This window comes from Wenzhouxiangella limi (assembly GCF_010499265.1).
GTDB classification, from domain to species: domain Bacteria; phylum Pseudomonadota; class Gammaproteobacteria; order Xanthomonadales; family Wenzhouxiangellaceae; genus Wenzhouxiangella; species Wenzhouxiangella limi.
The window spans coordinates 91,674-109,371 of the sequence record NZ_JAAGSC010000041.1 but is presented as its reverse complement, the minus strand read 5'-3'; the positions used below and the strand labels follow the sequence as shown (position 1 = coordinate 109,371).

Annotated in this window: 15 protein-coding genes; 4 read left to right on the top strand and 11 right to left on the bottom strand. The window is 65.5% G+C overall.

The window, feature by feature from the left end; translation table 11 throughout:
* Position 1 precedes the first annotated feature (1 nt).
* Positions 2 to 1,834 (top strand): SLC13 family permease, encoded by a 1,833-nt coding sequence (locus tag G3I74_RS09210; protein ID WP_164211302.1) that lies wholly within the window; start codon positions 2 to 4, stop codon positions 1,832 to 1,834.
* Positions 1,818 to 2,669 carry a helical backbone metal receptor gene (locus G3I74_RS09205; protein WP_164211301.1) on the top strand — a complete coding sequence of 284 codons (852 nt, stop codon included), beginning with the start codon at positions 1,818 to 1,820 and terminating at the stop codon, positions 2,667 to 2,669. Before G3I74_RS09210 ends, G3I74_RS09205 begins: the two co-directional genes overlap by 17 nt.
* 13 nt (positions 2,670 to 2,682) lie before the next feature.
* On the opposite strand, the gene G3I74_RS09200 is transcribed toward G3I74_RS09205, so the two are convergent.
* Positions 2,683 to 3,786, bottom strand: a complete 1,104-nt coding sequence (locus G3I74_RS09200; protein ID WP_164211300.1) for an AI-2E family transporter — start codon at positions 3,784 to 3,786, stop codon at positions 2,683 to 2,685.
* Positions 3,787 to 3,904: 118 nt separating this feature from the next.
* Between G3I74_RS09200 and G3I74_RS09195 the strand changes: the two genes are divergently transcribed.
* Positions 3,905 to 4,297, top strand: a complete 393-nt coding sequence (locus tag G3I74_RS09195) for an ectoine synthase (RefSeq protein ID WP_164211299.1) — start codon at positions 3,905 to 3,907, stop codon at positions 4,295 to 4,297.
* Here G3I74_RS09195 and G3I74_RS09190 read toward each other — a convergent pair.
* On the bottom strand, positions 4,273 to 7,248 hold the full coding sequence (locus tag G3I74_RS09190; RefSeq protein WP_164211298.1) for an EAL domain-containing protein: 2,976 nt from the start codon (positions 7,246 to 7,248) through the stop codon (positions 4,273 to 4,275). The genes G3I74_RS09195 and G3I74_RS09190 overlap by 25 nt on opposite strands.
* Before the next feature lie 220 nt (positions 7,249 to 7,468).
* On the opposite strand from G3I74_RS09190, the gene G3I74_RS09185 reads away from it, so the two are divergent.
* Positions 7,469 to 7,687, top strand: a complete 219-nt coding sequence (locus G3I74_RS09185) for a DUF1653 domain-containing protein (protein ID WP_164211297.1) — start codon at positions 7,469 to 7,471, stop codon at positions 7,685 to 7,687.
* A 15-nt stretch (positions 7,688 to 7,702) separates the two neighbouring features.
* Here G3I74_RS09185 and G3I74_RS09180 read toward each other — a convergent pair whose 3' ends face one another.
* The 9 genes from G3I74_RS09180 to def all read right to left on the bottom strand — a co-directional run bounded on the left by G3I74_RS09180 (position 7,703) and on the right by def (position 17,671).
* Positions 7,703 to 8,023 (bottom strand): tetratricopeptide repeat protein, encoded by a 321-nt coding sequence (locus tag G3I74_RS09180; protein ID WP_164211296.1) that lies wholly within the window; start codon positions 8,021 to 8,023, stop codon positions 7,703 to 7,705.
* A 7-nt stretch (positions 8,024 to 8,030) separates the two neighbouring features.
* A complete protein-coding gene (locus tag G3I74_RS09175) occupies positions 8,031 to 9,485 on the bottom strand; it encodes a TrkH family potassium uptake protein (RefSeq protein ID WP_164211295.1) in 1,455 nt (484 codons plus the stop codon).
* Positions 9,485 to 10,861, bottom strand: coding sequence for a Trk system potassium transporter TrkA (gene trkA, locus G3I74_RS09170; RefSeq protein ID WP_164211294.1), 1,377 nt, complete (start codon positions 10,859 to 10,861; stop codon positions 9,485 to 9,487). Before trkA ends, G3I74_RS09175 begins: the two co-directional genes overlap by 1 nt.
* A 14-nt stretch (positions 10,862 to 10,875) precedes the next feature.
* The gene (locus G3I74_RS09165) at positions 10,876 to 12,225 is read right to left on the bottom strand and encodes a sigma-54-dependent transcriptional regulator (protein WP_164211293.1); all 1,350 of its coding nucleotides are present in this window, start codon (positions 12,223 to 12,225) and stop codon (positions 10,876 to 10,878) included.
* A 65-nt stretch (positions 12,226 to 12,290) separates the two neighbouring features.
* The gene (locus G3I74_RS09160) at positions 12,291 to 14,429 is read right to left on the bottom strand and encodes an ATP-binding protein (RefSeq protein ID WP_164211292.1); all 2,139 of its coding nucleotides are present in this window, start codon (positions 14,427 to 14,429) and stop codon (positions 12,291 to 12,293) included.
* A 1-nt stretch (position 14,430) separates the two neighbouring features.
* On the bottom strand, positions 14,431 to 14,961 hold the full coding sequence (locus G3I74_RS09155) for a DUF4390 domain-containing protein (protein WP_164211291.1): 531 nt from the start codon (positions 14,959 to 14,961) through the stop codon (positions 14,431 to 14,433).
* A complete protein-coding gene (gene rsmB / locus G3I74_RS09150) occupies positions 14,936 to 16,258 on the bottom strand; it encodes a 16S rRNA (cytosine(967)-C(5))-methyltransferase RsmB (protein ID WP_164211290.1) in 1,323 nt (440 codons plus the stop codon). Before rsmB ends, G3I74_RS09155 begins: the two co-directional genes overlap by 26 nt.
* A complete protein-coding gene (gene fmt, locus G3I74_RS09145) occupies positions 16,236 to 17,162 on the bottom strand; it encodes a methionyl-tRNA formyltransferase (RefSeq protein WP_164211289.1) in 927 nt (308 codons plus the stop codon). The genes rsmB and fmt overlap by 23 nt, the downstream gene beginning before the upstream one ends.
* Positions 17,159 to 17,671: a peptide deformylase gene (gene def, locus G3I74_RS09140; RefSeq protein ID WP_164211288.1), complete on the bottom strand. Its 513-nt coding sequence runs from the start codon at positions 17,669 to 17,671 to the stop codon at positions 17,159 to 17,161. The genes fmt and def overlap by 4 nt, the downstream gene beginning before the upstream one ends.
* Positions 17,672 to 17,698: the final 27 nt, after the last annotated feature.

Genomic DNA, 17,698 nt, shown 5'->3' with positions numbered 1-17,698 from the left:
CATGAACCTGTTGCTGCCCAATGCTCATGCCCTGGCCGTTCTATTGCTGGTCCTGCTGGCACTGGTGCTGTTTTCGCGCGACCGGATCCCGCTGGAAACCAGTTCTCTGGTGGTGCTGGCGGTGCTGGCCGTGGGCTTCGAGTTGTTCCCGTATACCGGGCCTGACGGCCGCGAACTGAACTCGGTCGATTTTTTCCAGGGCTTCGGCCACCAGGCGCTGATCGCGGTGTCATCCCTGATGATCCTCGGCCAGGGGCTGATCCGGTCCGGGGCACTGGAGCCGGTCGGACGGCTGCTGGCCGCCTCCTGGCGACGGTCACCGAGTCTTTCCCTGTTGCTCACCCTGGTCATCTGCGCAACCCTGAGCGCGTTCATCAACAACACACCCATCGTCGTGATGCTGCTGCCCATCCTGATCGGGGTCGCTCTTAGAACCGGTACCTCGCCTTCCAGCATGCTGCTGCCGGTCGGGCTGATCAGCATCATCGGCGGGATGTCGACCACCATCGGCACCTCGACCAACCTGCTGGTGGTCGGGGTCGCCTTCGACATGGGCGTTGCCCAGTTCCAGATGTTCGACTTCATCGTTCCGGCGATGATCGCCAGCGTCGTCGCCCTGCTCTACCTCTGGCTGATCGCCCCGCGCCTGATCCCCGAACGCCAGGTGCCGCTGCAGTCGTCCGTGCAGCGACTCTACACCGCCCAGATTCGCCTAGAACAGCACTCCGCGGCCACCGGCAAAACCCTGGCGGACGCCATCGAAGCCTGCGACGGAAAGCTCAAGGTCGAAAAAATCCAGCGCGGCCCGGGCGTGTTCGTCACCCCCCTGCCCGACGTCAAGCTCAAGGCCGGCGATCGCATCACGACCACCAACACCCGCGACAACCTGCGCGAATTCGCCCATCTGCTCGGCGGCAAGCTCTATTCCGGCGACGTCGAGGTCGACGACAGTCACCCGCTCGAAGCGCTGAACCAGCAGATCGCCGAAGTCGCCATCACCCCGACCTCGCGCCTGCTCGGGGTGCGCATCGGCCAGGCACGACTGCTGTCGCGATTCGGTCTGCGCCTGCTGGCGCTGCACCGGGTGTCCAGCGGCACGGACAACAGTCGCGCGACCGGTCTGGACAACACCGTGCTGCGCTCCGGCGACGTGCTGCTCGTCCAGTCCACCCCCAACAAGCTCGGGGTCCTCAAGGAAGGTAGCGATTTTCTCGTCCTCGACGGCAGCGTCAATCTGCCCAAAACGACCAAGGCGCCGATTGCCCTGGCGATCATGGCCAGCGTGATCGTGGTTGCCGCACTGGGCATCCTGCCGATCGCCATCAGCGCCGTTTTCGGGGTGCTGGCGCTGCTGGTCACACGCTGCCTGACCTGGAAGGAGGCGATGAGTGCGCTGTCGATCCAGGTCGTGATGATCATCGTCGCCTCGCTGGCGCTGGGGATGGCGCTGATGCGAACCGGCGGCGCCGACTGGCTGGCCCAGGTCTTCCTGGCCGCCAGTTTCGGGGTGCCGGGTTTCGTGATTCTGGGCGGGCTGATGCTGGCCATGGCCGCGCTGACCAACGTGGTTTCCAACAACGCCGCGGCCGTGATCGGCACACCGATCGCCATTTCTCTGGCCCAGCAGCTGATGCTGCCGGCCGAGCCCTTCGTGCTGGCCGTGCTGTTCGGCGCCAATCTGAGCTTCGCCACGCCCATGGCCTACCAGACCAACCTGCTGGTCATGAACGCCGGCGGCTACAAGTTCAACGATTTCGTTCGCGTCGGACTGCCGCTGCTCTTTTTGCTGTGGCTGGTGCTGACGGCGACGCTGACCTATGCCTACCGGATCTAGGGTACGGGGTTCGGGGTTCAGGGTTCGGACCGGCCTGGCGGTCGGCCTGATGCTGGCGCTGGCGCTGAGCGCGGCGACCGAGCCGGCCGGGGCGCAGCCGCCGCGAGTGATTGCGCTGGCGCCGCATCTGGCCGAGCTGGCCTTTGCCGCCGGCGCCGGGGATGCGCTGGTGGGCACCGTGGCCTGGAGCGATTACCCGGCCGAGGCCGCCGAGCTGCCGCTGATCGGCGACGCCTTTCGCCTGGACCTGGAGCGCGTCCTCGGGCTGGATCCGGATCTTGCCCTCGCCTGGGAGGGCGGCACGCCGGCCGCCGCGGCAGAGCGGCTGGAGGAACTGGGCATCGAAGTGGCCTGGATTCGCATCGGGCGGCTTGAAGAGATCGGCTCGGCCCTGGTCGAGATCGGCCGGCGCCTGGGACGGCCGGATCGAGGGCAGCAAGCGGCCAAAGACTACCGCAGCGCCCTGGCCGAGCGACCGGAACCCGCAGAGGCGGATCTGCCAACGTTCTACCAGGTCTCCGAGCGGCCGCTTTACACGCTGGGCGGACGACACATCCTGACCGAAGTGCTGCGCCGCTGCGGCGCGCGGAATATCTTTGCCGATCTGGACGTCGAGGCTTCGGCGGTCGACTATGAAGCGGTACTGGCTCGCCAACCGGCGGTGATTGTCGCCGGCACCGAGCCGGGCGGCGATGACCCTCTCCAACGCTGGCGTCGCGACCGCGACCACTTGCCCGATGATCTCAGCCTGATCGCGGTCGAGCCAGATACGCTGATCCGGCCGACGCCGCGCATCATCGACGGCATCGATCTGCTCTGCCGGCTGCTGCCCTGAGGCGAAATCCGGCTCACGAACGTTCCTCGTCCTGGTAGATACGGCTTTGCTTGTAGCCGCGGTAGAAGTAGCGCACCAGCACCGTTCCGGCCGCGGCCACCGGCAGCGCCAGCAGCACGCCGATAAAACCGAACAGCTGGCCGCCGGCGAGCACGAGGAAGATCACCAGCACCGGGTGCAGGCCGATGCGGTCCCCGACCAGCCGCGGGGTGAGGACAAAGCTTTCCACCAGCTGGCCGAAGGTGAAGACCACGGCGATCGAAAGCAAAAACCAGAAATCAAAGTTCTGGATCACAGCGGTGACGCCGGCCAGCAACACGCCGGTAATCGCCCCCAGGTAAGGCACAAAGCTGACCAGCCCGGCGATCATGCCGATGGCAATGCCGTTGTTCAGGCCGACCAGCCACAGCCCGATCGCGTAAATCACCCCGAGGCTGAACATCACCAGGATCTGGCCGCGCAGGAAGCCGCCCAGCGCCTCGTCGCACTCACCGGCCAACTGGACCGCGATGGGCTCGATATTGCGCGGCAGCATGTCGCGGATGATCGCGATCAGGCGATTCCAGTCGCGCATCAGGTAAAACGACACCAGCGGGATCAGGATAATGCCGGTCACCCAGACCATGAAGCGGCCGCCCGACTCGGTCAGATAGCCCCAGGTGGCCTGGGCGGCGTTGGCGATGTTGGAAAAGTTTTCTTCCAGCAGCTGGCGCAGCCGCGCCGCATCGAACGTCTCCGGATCAAGCTGCAGGCCCAGCTGCTCTTCAAGAACCGGCTGAAAACGGCTCTGCAGCTGCTCGAAGTAGCCGGGCAGTCGATTGAACAGCTCGGTGGTCTCGCGGATCAGCAGCGGCAGGATAAGCACCAGCGCCAGGGCCAGCAGCAGCGCCGCCACCACAAACACCAGCGAAACCGCCACGTCGCGCCGCATCCGCATCCGCTCCAGCCACGACACGATGGGGTCGGCGATGTAGGCCAGCAGGGCGCTGACCAGAAATGGGGTCAACACCGGGGCCAGCAGCCAGACCAGCCAGCCGATCAGTAGCGTTGTACCCAGGATCCACAAAATCTGGTCACGCGATAGCTGAGGCAGTCGCGCTTCTTCTCGCTCAGTCATGGTTTACCGGCCGAGACCCGATCATCGTTGCATGATACGGGGTTTGCGCCGTCGCGCAACAAGATCGGTGCCGGCACGGTACCCTTAGGCAAACTCAGAACCAGCGGATACAAGATTCATGATCGTCAGAGACGTCGACAACATCATCGGTACCGAACGCGAAGTCCACAGCGAAGGCTGGGTCAGCCGACGCCTGCTGCTCAAGAGCGACCGTATGGGCTTCAGCTTCCACGAAACCATCATCCCGGCCGGTGCCGAGCTGCACATGTGGTACAAGAACCACCTCGAGGCGGTCTACTGCGTGGCCGGCAACGGCAGCATCGAGGATCTGGCCACCGGAGAAGTACATGAGATTCACGACGGCGTGATTTACGCCCTGGACCAGCACGATCGCCACATCCTGCGCGGCGGAACAGAGGACATGCGCCTGATTTGCGCCTTCAATCCGCCGGTCACCGGACGCGAGACCCACGACGCCGACGGCGCCTACGAGCTGGTCGAAGACGACTGACGATCGAGCCAGTCAGCCACTTCGGCGACCGGCATGGGGCGGGCAAAAGCGTAGCCCTGAACCAGAGTGCAGCCCAGCTGCTGCAGCGCCTCGGCGTGCTCGGCGGTTTCAACACCCTCGGCGACCACGCGCAGGCTGAAGGCTTCGGCCAGACTGATCACACTCTGGACGATGTTGCGATCGTTGATGTCGTCGAGCATGTCGCGCACAAAACTCTGATCGATCTTGACCTCGTCAACCGGCAACGAGCGCAGGTGGCTGAGCGAGGAGTAGCCGGTTCCGAAATCGTCCAGCGACACCTGCACTCCGAGTTCCCGGATCTGTTTGAGCACGGACACCGCACGCTCCAGATCGTTGACGGCAGCGCTTTCGACGATTTCGAGGGCCAAGCGATCGGGTGGACAGTCCGGATGCCTTTCCAGCAATTCGGCCAGCACTTCGACGAAGCCCTCGCTGAGCAGGTGCGGACCGGAAATATTGACGCTGACGGTAACCGCCAGACCGGACGTGAACCAGGCCGTGGCCTGATCCAGTGCCTGTCGGATCATGGTTTCACCGAAGCGCCGCTCCAGGTCGCTGCGATCGAGGTCGGGCAGAAACGCCATGGGCGCCAGCACCTCGCCGTCCGGGCGATGCCAGCGAACCAGGCCCTCGAACCCGACAACGCGACCCCTGGCCAGGTCGATCTTGGGCTGATAGTGCAGACGGAACTGCGCCTGATCGAGCCCATGCTCGATTGCCAGAAGGCGCTCGCGGCGCCGCTGCACGTTGGCGGCCAATTCGATATCGAACAGGCTGTACTGGTTGCGGCCCTGCGCCTTGGCCCGATACATGGCCTGGTCGGCATGGCGCAGCAGGGCGTCCGGATCACCGGAATCCTGGGGAAAGAGGGTCACACCGATACTGCCGTGAACCTGAAGCTGCAGACGATCAACCCGGATAGGTCGGGCGACGCCCTCGAGCAGGAAGCCCAGCCGGCGATCGAGTTCCGGACCGTCGCCGATGCCGTCGAGCACGACCACGAACTCATCCCCGCCCAGCCTGGCCACCAGGTCACTGCCGCGCACCAGCCTGCGCAGCCGCCGCGAGATGGCCACCAGAACCTGGTCGCCGACGTCGTGGCCATGGCAATCATTGATCGGCTTGAAGTCGTCCAGATCCAGATAACACAGGGCGAAGGTACCCCCGTTGCGACGCGTTCTGGCCATCATCTGCTCGATCAATTCGCCCATCAGGCGGCGATTGGGAAGACCGGTCAGGTTGTCGTAGTTGGCCAGGCGGTCCAGCGCCTGCTCGTGCGCCTTCCGTTCGCTCAGGTCGATGTCAACGCAAAACAGCTCCGGCTCGTCGGACGTTGACTTGAGCACGGTGTGACTGGAGTACACCGGCACCCGGCTACCGTCCTTGCGCAACAACTCAAGCTCGCCGTTGGGAATCTCGCCGCCTTCGGCGACGCTTTGCAGATTGGCGCTGACCTCGGCACGCATCTCCGGCGGGATGATCAGATCGAGCAGATTGCCTGCAAGCGCTTCCTGCTCGCTGTAGCCGTACAGCGCTTCGGAGGCGCGGTTCCAGTAACTGACGCTCCCGTCCAGGCGATAGCCCTGCACCGCCACCCCGTCGATATCCTGAAGAATACGCCGAAAACGAGCCTCGCTTTCGCGCAGTCGCCGAGCCACCTCGCGTTGCTGGGTGACATCCAGACAGACCGACAGACAGCACCTGCGACCCTCCAGGTCGATCGGGGTCAGCGTGACGTCAAACCACAGCATATGCCCATCGGCATGGCGCGATGGCCATTCGAGTCGATCACCACCTTTTGCAACCGCCTCGCGCAATTTCTGGGGACCGGTCTGGCCATCGCGCTCCACGCTGAGGCGTCCGGCCGCTGCAGCCGTCTTGAAATCTTGCAGGCACGAGAAACCATAGCTAAGCCAGGCCTGCTCATTGGCATCGAGCACTTCGCCGCTGACGGCATCCTGGACCAGAACGGCAACCGGTGATTGCTCGAATATCGCCCGGAACCGCTGCTGGCTGGCGCGCAGTTCGGTGATGTCGATCGCGGTCGAGAACACCCGCAGGCGGCCCTCGATCACCACCGGCATCAGGCTGACCAGCTCCCAGAACGGCTGGCCGTGGACGTTGATGCTGCACCACTCGAATCGCTGGACTCGACCTTCGGCGGCAGCGCGGATAAGCGCCAGCGCCTCGGCCGCCGAATACGGTGGCGCTGCCCACAGTTCGCGTTTTTTCAAAGCCGCCAGGGAGTCCAGCCCGTAGGACTCCCAGGCCGCGCGATTGGCGTCCAGCACCTCGCCGGTTTCAGCGTCGTGCAGCATGATGGCCAACGGGCTTTGCTCAAACAGCGCCTGAAACCGGGACTCGGCCTCGTGCCGGTCGGTGACGTCAATAATGCACCCGGACCACTCGACCTTGCCATCGAACCGGACGGGCCAGGACTCGATCCGCAGCCAGCGCTGGCGGCCCTCGACCCGAAACCGGGCCTCGACGCGAAAGGGGACGACCTCTCGCCGCGCCTGTTCGTTGCGCTGCACGACCCGTTCACGATCGTCGGGGTGGAGGTTGGCGAACGCGGCATAGGCATCAGCCATCACCGCGGGCCGCGCCACCCCGAGCAACTCCAGCGCCCGGTCGCTCATGCTGTCGACGCGAAAGACATCCTCATTCCCGGGATCGACCAGCTTGTACAGCCCCACCGGCAGCTTGCTGGCCATGCGCTCGCGGTCGGCCAGAACCTTCTCGATCTGGACGTTGCTTTCGCGCAGGCGCCGGCCACGACGCCAGAGCATCCACGCCAGCACCATCAAACTGGCCAGGATCAGCAGGATGAAGCTGATCAAGGCGGGATGATCGGCGGCCAGCCGGACGATGTCCGACTCACTCCCGCCCAGCGCGAGCGCGGGGCCGCCGGCACCGACCGCGAATATCACCGCGGACCATGCCGGCCGGCATGGCGATAATGGATTCCGATGCTGGGACTGAAAGACCACCCGTCTACCCTGCGACAAAACCGGCGAGGATTTCGCTGGCACCCTGGCCGATTCTGCTATCTTCACATTTGGTCGAATGTAGCACGCCCACCGCCTCCAGCGCCTTTCGGTCGACTTGACTCTACGGGATCCGAGCTTTTTCGAACACAGGCCAAGCATGATGAAACCTTCCATCCAGCCCGGGCGCTATCGCCATTTCAAGGGCGGCGAATACCAGGTCCTCGACGTCGCCCGCCACTCCGAAACCGAGGAATGGATGGTGGTCTACCGCCCGCTGTACGGCGACCGCGCTTTGTGGGTGAGGCCGCTGGAATTGTTCACCGACCACAAGCAGATCGAGGGTCAGCCGGTGCCGCGATTCAAGCGCATCGAAGACTAAGTATCCGTTGCCGGGTCATTGGGGATCTGAGCGATCCAGCCGCTTCAGCCAGACAGCCATGACTTTCTCGGCCTGCTTGTCACCATTGGCGACAGCCGCTTCCAGGCCGCGCTGCCAGGCAGCGCGTGCGGCGGCCGCATCGCCGCCGAGCTGGTACGCCTTGCCCAGGTCCTGCCAGGCCATGGTCTGGTCGGGCCTGAAATCGGTCGCCCTGACCAGATGCTCGATCGCCCGATCCAGCGGCCCGGCCTTCAGACGCGCCTGCCCGGCCGCCAGGCGGGCCTCGTAGCCATCCCGGCCCTTTTCAATCAGTTGCTCAATGACTTCCGGATTCATGCAGGGATCAGTGCTTCCAATAGCTCGGGGTCAACAGCACCAGTACGGTAAAGATTTCCAGCCGTCCCAGCAACATCGCGAAACTCATCAGGTACTTGGTCGAATCGGCCAGCGAGCCCCAGTTTGACGAGGCCTCGCCCAGCGCCGGGCCGAGGTTGTTCATGGCCGAAAACACCACCGACACGGCGGTAACCAGATCATCCTCGATCCCTGAAACGATCAGCGTCAGAACGATGATGCACAGAATATAGAGCGAGACGAACCCCCACACGGCGTTGGCCACTTCCGGGTCCAGCGTGCGCCGGCCCAGCTTGAGCGGCACCACCGCGCGCGGATGGACCAGCCGCTGAAGCTCTCTCATCCCCTGCTTGGTCAGCAGGTAGACCCGGATGATCTTCACCCCGCCCGTGGTCGCACCGGCGCAGCCGCCCAGCGCGCTGACCAGGATCAGCAGCAACGGCAGGGTACCCGGCCACAGCGATACGTCGGCGGTCCCGAAACCGGTGGTGGTGGTGTAGGACATCGACTGAAACACCCCGTAGCGCAGGGCTTCCCAGAAACTGTCATAAGCATGCTGTTGCCAGAGCAGGAAGGTGACCAGAACGGTCACGATCAGCAGCAGCATGGCAAACAGTTTCAGTTCGGGGTCTTTCAAATACACCTGGGCCGATCCCCGACGCAAAGCCAGATAGTGGAGGGCAAAATTCAGGCTGGAGACGAACAGAAAGAAGGTCACCAGCCACTCGATCAGGACGCTGTCGAAATGGCCGATCGAGGCGTCGTGGGTCGAAAATCCGGCCGTCGAAATGGTCGTGAACGAATGGGCGAAGGCGTCGAACAGGCTCATCCCGGCCGCCCAGTAGGCGGCCGCGCAGACCAGCGTCAAGCCGATGTAGATCGCCCACAGGGCCTTGGCGGTCTCGGCGATTCTGGGGGTCAGGCGCCGCTCCTTGACCGGGCCGGTGGCCTCGGCGCGGGCGACCTGCATGCCGCCCACGCGCAGCATCGGCAGGATGGCCACGGCCAGGATGATGATACCCAAACCCCCGATCCACTGCAGCTGCTGGCGGTACCAGAGAATGGAGATCGGCATGACGTCCAGACCCGAAAAGACCGTTGCGCCGGTCGTGCTAATGCCGGATGTCGACTCGAAAACCGCGTCGGCCAGGCTGGCGTCCAGCGCCAGCACGAACGGGATGGCGCCGGCCAGGCAGACCGCAGCCCAGCAGGCCACGACGACCAGGAAACCGTCGCTGATGCGCAGGTCGTGGTGGGCTTTGCGAACCGGCCAGTACAGGCCCAGCCCGGTCAGGCTCACGGTCACCAGGCTGATCACAAAGGCCATGGCCGCGCCGTCCTCGTTGACCACGGCAAACACCAGCGGCGGCAGGAAAGCCAGGCTGATGAACAGCAGCAGGACCCCGACGATCCGCTGCACCGGGGCATAGGCGGCCCAGCGCATTACAGGAAGACCACGTCCACCGAGAACAGCTTCTCGACCTCGCGAATCTGGCGCTGATCGGCCACGAACAGCACCACGTGATCGTCGTTCTGGATCACGACGTCGTGGTGGGCGATGATCACCTCTTCGCCGCGGATGATGCCGCCGATGGTGGTCTCCGGCGGCAGCTCGATTTCCTCGATGCGCTTGCCGACCACCTTCGACTGGCCGGGCGCGCCGTGGGCGACCGCCTCGATGGCCTCGGTCGCGCCGCGCCGCAGCGAATGGACGCGGACCATGTGGCCGCGCCGGATGTGCGTGAGCAGCGCGCCGATGGTCACCTGCTGGGGGCTGACCGCGACATCGATGCGGTCGGATTCGACCAGGTCGACATAGGCCGGGCGGTTGATCAGCGTGATGACCTTGTCGGCGCCCATGCGCTTGGCCAGCATCGAGGACAGGATGTTTGCCTCGTCGTCGTTGGTCAGGGCACAGTAAACGTCGGTCTCGTTGATGCCTTCCTCGTGCAGCAGGTCCTCGTCGGCGCAGTCACCGACCAGCACGATGGCGGTATCCAGGTCTTCGGCCACGTGCCCGGCCCGGGCCGGGTCGGCCTCGATCACCTTGACGTGGTGATTGCGCTCCAGGCGCGCGGCCAGGGCCGCGCCGATGTTGCCACCGCCGGCCAGGATGATGCGGTTGGCCGGACCACCCATGCGCCGCAGCTCGCGCATGACCACCGGGATATCGCGCTTGGCGGCCAGAAAGAAGACGATGTCGTCGACCTCGATGACGGTGTCGCCGCGGGGAATAATCGGTTCGTCGTTGCGAAAAATCGCCGCGACCCGCGCATCGACGCCTTCGGGCAGCTTGTCGCGAAGCGATTTGAGCTCGCGACCAACCAGCGGGCCGTCGTGAAAGGCCCGCGTGGCGACCAGCTGGGCCCGACCGTCGGCGAAATCGAGCACCTGCAGGGCGCCGGGATATTCAATCAGGTGCTGGACATGGTCGGTGACCAGCTGCTCCGGGCTGATCAGCACGTCAATCGGCGCGTGCTCGCGGTCGAACAACTCGGGGTGGGCCAGGTAGTCGGCAGCGCGCACGCGCGCGACCTTGGTCGGGGTGTTGAACAAGGAGTAGGCGACCTGGCAGGCGATCATGTTGGTCTCGTCGGAGTTGGTCAACGCGATCAGGAGCTCGGCGTCTTCGATGCCTGCACGGATCAGGGTCTGCGGGTGGGCGGCATGCCCCAGCACGGTGCGGATGTCGAGCTTTTCCTGTAGCTCGCGCAAGCGCTCGGCGTCGACGTCGACCACGGTAATGTCGTTTTCCTCGCGCGACAGGCTGCGCGCCATGCCCGATCCCACCTGGCCGGCCCCGAGAATGATGATCTGCATGGTTTCCTGGCTCCTCAGACCTGCTTGGGGTCGATACCCAGTTGCCGAAGCTTGCGATACAGGTGCGTTCGCTCCATTTCCACCGCCTCGGCCAGCTTGCCCACGCTGCCTTCGGCCAGCTTGAGTTGATGGGTGAGATACTGACGTTCGAACTCCTCGCGCGCTTCGCGCAGCGGCAGGCGAAACAGCGCCGGTATCTGCTGGCCTGGCCCGGCGCTGACGGCGTCGACCTGGGCCAAGGCCTCGTCGATCTCGGCCACCGAAACCTCCTCGTCGCCCCCCAGAATCAGCAGCCGCTGGACCAGGTTTCTCAACTCGCGCAGGTTGCCCGGCCAGCGATGCTGGCGCAGACGATTCTGGGCGGCCACCGAAAAATGCCGATAGGGCAGGCCGTCGCGGGAGGGGAAATACTCGGCGTAGAAACGGACCAGGTCCGGCACGTCCTCCTGGCGCTCGCGCAAGGGCGGAATCTCCAGCGGCAGGACGTTGAGACGGTAGTACAGGGACTCATCGATCCGGCCCGAGCGTACCAGGTCGGCCAGACCGGCACCGGCACCGGTGATGATGCGAATATCGAGCTCGGAACTGGTGCTGGAGTCCGGCTCCAGGTGGCCGCTTTCCAGAATGCGCAGCAGCAGCGACTGGGCCGACGCATCCAGCAGGGTAATGTCGTTGATGAACAGTACCCCACCCTGGGCCTGGGCCAGCAAGCCGGGCTCGCCGGCGCTCCCCAGCAGCAGATTGCGCCAGCCCTGGGCCTCGATCCGGGTCGGCGCGGCCACGAACGGCCCCTGGGCCCGTCTTGAGTGGGCATGAATCCAGCGCGCGGCCTGCTGCTTGCCGACCCCCGGTTCCCCGGTGATCAGCACCGGCGCGTCGTGGGCCGCGACCTTTTCCAGGCGGCGACGCAGGTTCTGCACCGCCAGCGATCGTCCCAGCGGTTCCATGACCGAGGGGGCGCGCTGCTTAAGCCCGGCATTCTCGCGCTTGAGCCGGCCGGCCTCCAGGGCGTTGTTCACGGTCACCAGCAGCTTGGCCATGGAGACCGGCTTTTCGATGAAATCGTACGCGCCCAGGCGGGTCGCCTCGACCGCGGTTTCGACCGAGCCGTGGCCCGAGATCATCACCACCGGGCAGTCCAGCGCCTGGGCATCGCGCCACTCGCGCAAAAGCGAAATGCCGTCGGTATCGGGCATCCAGACATCGAGCAGGATCAGCTCCGGGGTCTGCGAACGCCGCTGTTCGCGCGCCTGGGCGGCGTCGGCGGCCGCGCAGACCTGATGACCCTCGTCCTGGAGAATGTCCACGATCAGCTCGCGGATATCGGGTTCATCATCAACGATCAGGATGCGGGCGCCGGCCATCAGGACAGACAGACTTCACGGGGTGACAGAAAGATTGGCGAAAGCATACCGCAGTCGGCCTACCACTATTCGCGAGGCAGCCAGATACGAATTTCGGCGCCGCGGCAATCCGGGGCCTGGGCGTTGCCGATCACGATCGTCCCGCCGTGCTCCTCGATGATTCGACGAACAATGGCCAGACCCAGCCCCGTACCCCGGGTCTTGGTCGTCACGTAGGGCTCAAAAGCCCGTGCCAGTACCCCGGCACCGAACCCCGGGCCGTCATCGCGCAGCACCAGTTCGATTCCCGGGCGCTGATCGCGAGCGGCCGGGCGAACGGCAATGCGCAGGGTCGGGGTCGCCTCGGGCTGGGCCTCCTGCGCATTACGGACCAGGTTCATCAGGACCTGGCGCAAGCGGCCCGCGTCGGCCAGGATCTCACCGGCGTCCTCGCTGGCCTCAATCGCGAAGCGAACCGGCACATCGCCACTGGCGTAGAAGTCGGCAATCTCGGCCACCAGTTCGGCCGGGGCGACCGATTCCCTCCGCATCGGGCTGGGCCGGGCATAGTCGCCGAAGGCATCGACCAGACGCTTGAGGGTGTCGACCTGGGCCCGAATGGTCGTCGTGGCCTTGCTCAGCAGCTGGCGCTGATCGGGCGGCAGCTCGCCCTCGAGCTTGTACTGCAGGCGTTCGGCAGCCAGCTGGATCGGCGTCAGCGGGTTTTTGACCTCATGGGCCAGGCGCCGCGCCACCTCGGCCCAGGCGGCCTCGCGCTGGGCCTGATCGAGCACCGTGACATCGTCGAAAACCACCACCTGGCCGCCAGTCTCGGCCGGCAGCTCGGAGCCGCGACAAACAAGCACCAGCGGCTGGGACGGATCGCCCAGCTGGATTTCCTTGCGCCAGTCGGTGGCCGACGAGGCACCGCGTGATTGCACCAGCGCCAGCAATGGACGAAGGTCGGGGCGATCCTCGGACAACGCCTCCAGGCTACGGTAGCGATCAGCCTGGGCGTCCAGCCCCAGAATGCGCCCGGCCGATTCGTTGAACGCGCTCAGCCGACCTTCGCCATCGACCGCCAGTACACCAGCCGACAGCCGGCCGAGCACGATTTCCAGGTAACGTCGCTGTGCTTCCAGCGCCCGCCGGCTGGCTGACAGTTCGCGGGTCATGGTGTTGAACGAATCGACCAGAAATCCCAGCTCGTCGCGGCTGGTGACCGGCAGCTCGCGCGGAAACCGGCCCGCGGTCAGCTCCTCGGTCGCGATGGCCAGGTCGCGCACCGGACGGGTCAGCCGGCGGGCGGCGTTGAAGGCCAGCAGCATGGCCAGAAACACCGTCAGCAGCAGGACCAGCGACAGGATCAGTACCAGGCTCTGCTCCAGACGACCGCGCAGGAACGAGACGTTCTGGTAGCGAAAATAGGCCTGCTCAATGCCTTCAGCCAGGGCACTGAAATCATCGGGCAGCGGATAAACCGCCTGCAGCAACTGCGGCCGGGCGCCCACCACGGGCGATCTCAGCCGGCGCAGAACCCGGATCTGCAGGCCATCTGCCCCCGGCTCGGCGGTGGCGTACTGCTCATTGTCCAGTGCCTGGGCCAGCGCAAACCCGCTGGGCCGATCGGCCACCAGGCGGGACGGGTCAATGCTCACCGTCACCCGGGTTCGACCGGAGGCTTCCAGAACCGACAATTCGGTTGGCCCGGCGCTGCTGACCGCCGCCAGCAGTTGATCGTAGAGCCGTTCATCGTCATCCAGCGCCAGCTCCTCGCCGAGGCGGCCCACCTGCTGGCGCGCCTCGCGGCTGCGCACGTCCATGAACATCTGGCCCAGCTCGATCGCGTCGGCCAGCGCCTGCTCGGCCTCGACATCCAGCCACCCGGAAACGGTCTCGGAGAGGAACTCCAGCGAAAACAGGTACAGCACCACCACCGGCGGCAGCGCCAGGGCGATGAACAGCGCGACCAGGCGCGCGGTCAGGCGCGAGCCCGGCTCGCCGCGCCGGACGCGTTGGACCAGGCGCAGCAGCCGACCGCCGATCACCAGCATCAGGATCACCAGCGCCAGCACCGTGGTCACGAAAACCCAGAACGCGGCACGCCCGAGCTGGGTTGCCTCCTGTTCGACGCTGGAGACCAGGTACAACGAGCTGAGCAACACGACCAGCACCGCGATCAGCGGGACCGCTCGCAGGCTGCGGCGCAGAACCTGGCTGGTCACCTCACTGCCCTCCGTACTCTTCCGGTTTCCAGGTATGCCAGTCATCGCCCAGGCCCCAGTTGCGGTCAAACCAGACCGGCAACCGCATGGGCGAGGGAAGACGCTTTCGATCGATCTCGACCCGGGCCTGCAGGCGCCAGCCAGACCCGCCCGAGTGGCGGTCACGGTGGCGCGTTTCCATCCAGCGTGGCTGCGCCAGTGCGTCGCGCACCATGGCCAGGCGCGGATAGCTGGTCTGTTCGCCGGACCGCAAGTCGGTGAGCTCGTAGTGGCGGATCAACGGCAGATATCGAATTTCGAAACGGTGGCTGCGCGGATCATCCGTGATCGGCAGCCGTCGCAGCGGCGGTCCGATGCGGGACTGAAAGCGAATCGGGATGGTCACACCGTGATCCAGCGCTTCGATCACCCGGGGACCGGGTTCGAAATCGATACCGGCGCGAATACCCAGCACCTCGCCCCGCCAGTGCGGCTCGGGGTCAATCAGGCGAAGATGCCCGTGCAGATCAGGATCCGCGGTGCAGGCGCTCAACAGCCAGATGATAGAAACCGTCCATATCGCCCTCGCCAGGCAGAATCTGGTGTCCCGGGGTCTGGACATGGCCCGGTCGGCCGGGTTGGTGGAGGATTCGGGCGTCAGCATGCTGTTCCAGGAAGCGTTGGGCCTGGGCCTCGTTTTCGGCCTTGAGGATCGAGCAGGTGGCATACACAAGGATACCGCCTGGCCTGAGCAGCGGCCACAAGCCATCGAGCAGCCGCGCCTGCAGCCGCACGAGGGCCTTCAGGTCGTCGGGCCGGCGCAGCCAGCGAATGTCCGGATGCCGTCTGATTACCCCGCTGGCTGAGCACGGCGCGTCGATCAGGATGCGATCATAGGGCACGCCATCCCACCAGGTTTGCGGCTCGGCAGCATCGCCGACCAGCACACGGGCCGACAGGCCCAGGCGGTCGAAGGTCGCGCTGACACGCTCGAGTCGCCGCGGATCAATCTCGACGGCGGTCAGATCCAGCGCCTCGCGTTCGAGCACGTGAGCGCTTTTGCCGCCGGGCGCGGCGCAGGCATCCAGCACCCGCAAGCCCGGTTCCAGCCGCAGGTATTCCACGGTCGCCTGAGCCGCACCGTCCTGGATCGACAGCCGTCCCTCCTCGAAACCTGGCAGTTCGCTGATCGCCACGCGCCGATCCAGGACCAGCGCGTCCGGGAGACCCGCCACCATGCGCGTGTCCAGCCCGACATCCGTCAAGGCCTGGCGCGCCTGGTCAATCGACCAGCGACGCCGATTCACCCGCAGCCACAGCGGCGGCGAAGCATTGCCGGCTGTCAGAATCCGCTCCCAGTCTTCAGGCCAGTCGCTGCGGATCCGCTCAAGCAGCCAGCCTGGATAACCAAGGCGATGCACCGGATCAGAAGGCATTGCGCGCTGGAGCTCGGCCTGCCGGCGCTGGTAGTTGCGCAAGACGGCATTGACCAGGCCGCGAAGGTGGCGCAGACCGGCGCGATCGGCAGATTCGACGGCGGAGTGCACGACCGCCCGCGCCGGCTCTCGTGCCTGCCGCAATTCGACCAGTGCAATGGCCAGAATAAAGTGCACCAGGCGGTCGCGCCGGGCGGGGCGACGCGCGACCAGTTGCGTGACCAGAAAATTGGCCGCCGGCCAGTCGCGCATCAGGGCATGCGACAGGCGTCGTGCCAGGGCCCTGTCGCGGGCCTTGTCGAGGCCCCGCAGGTCTTCGGCGAGGGCATCATCCAATGCGCGTCCGCGATCCAGAACCGCCGCGACGGCTTTGGCCGCCGCCAGCCTGGGCTCAGCGCCAGTCGGGGTGGGCATTCAGCCAGTCCACCGCGGTCACGCGCTTGCGCGCCGGCGCCTGCAGCTCGAGGATTTCCAGGCTGCCCTCGCCGCAGGCCACGACCACCGCATCCGGCCGTCCATGCCCGCGGACCAGTGTTCCCGGGGCTTGGCCGACGCTGCCGCCGGCGCGCGCGCGAAAAATACGCACATCCAACCCGTCCAGCCGCGCAAAAGCCACCGGCCAGGGGTTGAAGGCCCGGACCCGGCGGACCAGGTTCCTGGCCGGCTGCTGCCAGTCCAGGCTGGCATCGCCGCGGCTGATCAGCGGTGCGTGGGTCGCCCTGGCATCGTCCTGCGGCTCGGCCGCCGGCAACGTCCCGTCGACCAGTTGCCGCAGCGTTTGCAGCAGCAGGGAAGCGGCCATGGGCGCCAGCCGATCGTGCAGCTCGCCGGCGGTCTCCTCATCACCGATGGCGGTGGCCGCCTGCGCAAGCACAGGTCCGGTGTCCAGGCCGGCTTCCATCTGCATCAGGGAAACGCCGGTCTCGGCGTCGCCGTGCAGGATCGCCTGGTTGATGGGACTGGCACCGCGCCAGCGCGGCAACAGCGAAGCGTGAAGATTCCAGCAGCCGTGGCGCGGCAGCGCCAGCAGCCAGCGCGGCAGGATCTGCCCGTAGGCTGCAGTGATCAGCAGATCGGGCTGCAAGTCGTTAAGACGCGGCGCCAGATCGGACGACTTCAGCCGTTCCGGCTGCAGAACATCGATCCCGGCGTCCAGGGCGAGCTGCTTGATCGGGCTCGGGCACATCTTTCGTCCCCGCCCGGCGGCACGGTCCGGCTGGGTCAGCACGGCCAGCGGCGATTGTCCGGATTCGATCAGGGCTCGTAGTGCGGGCACGGCGAACGTCGGCGTGCCCGCAAACAGCAGCCGCGGATTCATGCCACCGCTTCGGGCTCGCGCTGCCGTTTCTTGAGCTTTTTTTCCACCATGCGCCGTTTCAGCGGCGAGAGGTAGTCGACGAAAACCTTGCCGTCGAGATGGTCAATTTCGTGCTGAATGCAAACGGCCAGCAGCCCGTCGGCATCAAGCTCGAAAGACTTGCCGTCCAGCCCCAGCGCCCGGACCCGGATTTCCTCGGCCCGCTTGACTTCGGCATAAATGCCCGGGACCGACAGACAACCTTCCTCGCAGGTCTGGCTACCGGTACTGCCGATAATCTCCGGATTGATGAATACTTTCGGATCGTCGCGGGTTTCGCTGAGGTCTAGCACCAGTAAGCGAACGCCCTCGTCGACCTGGGTCGCGGCAAGCCCGATGCCGCGTGCGGCGTACATGGTTTCGAGCATATCGGCGGCCAGGCGCCGTTCGTGGTCGGTCACTTCGTCGACCGGTTCGGCGACCCTGCGCAAGCGCGGATCAGGAAATTCCAGAATGTTCAGTTGTGCCATAGATGTTTCATAAACCCTGTAACGGTG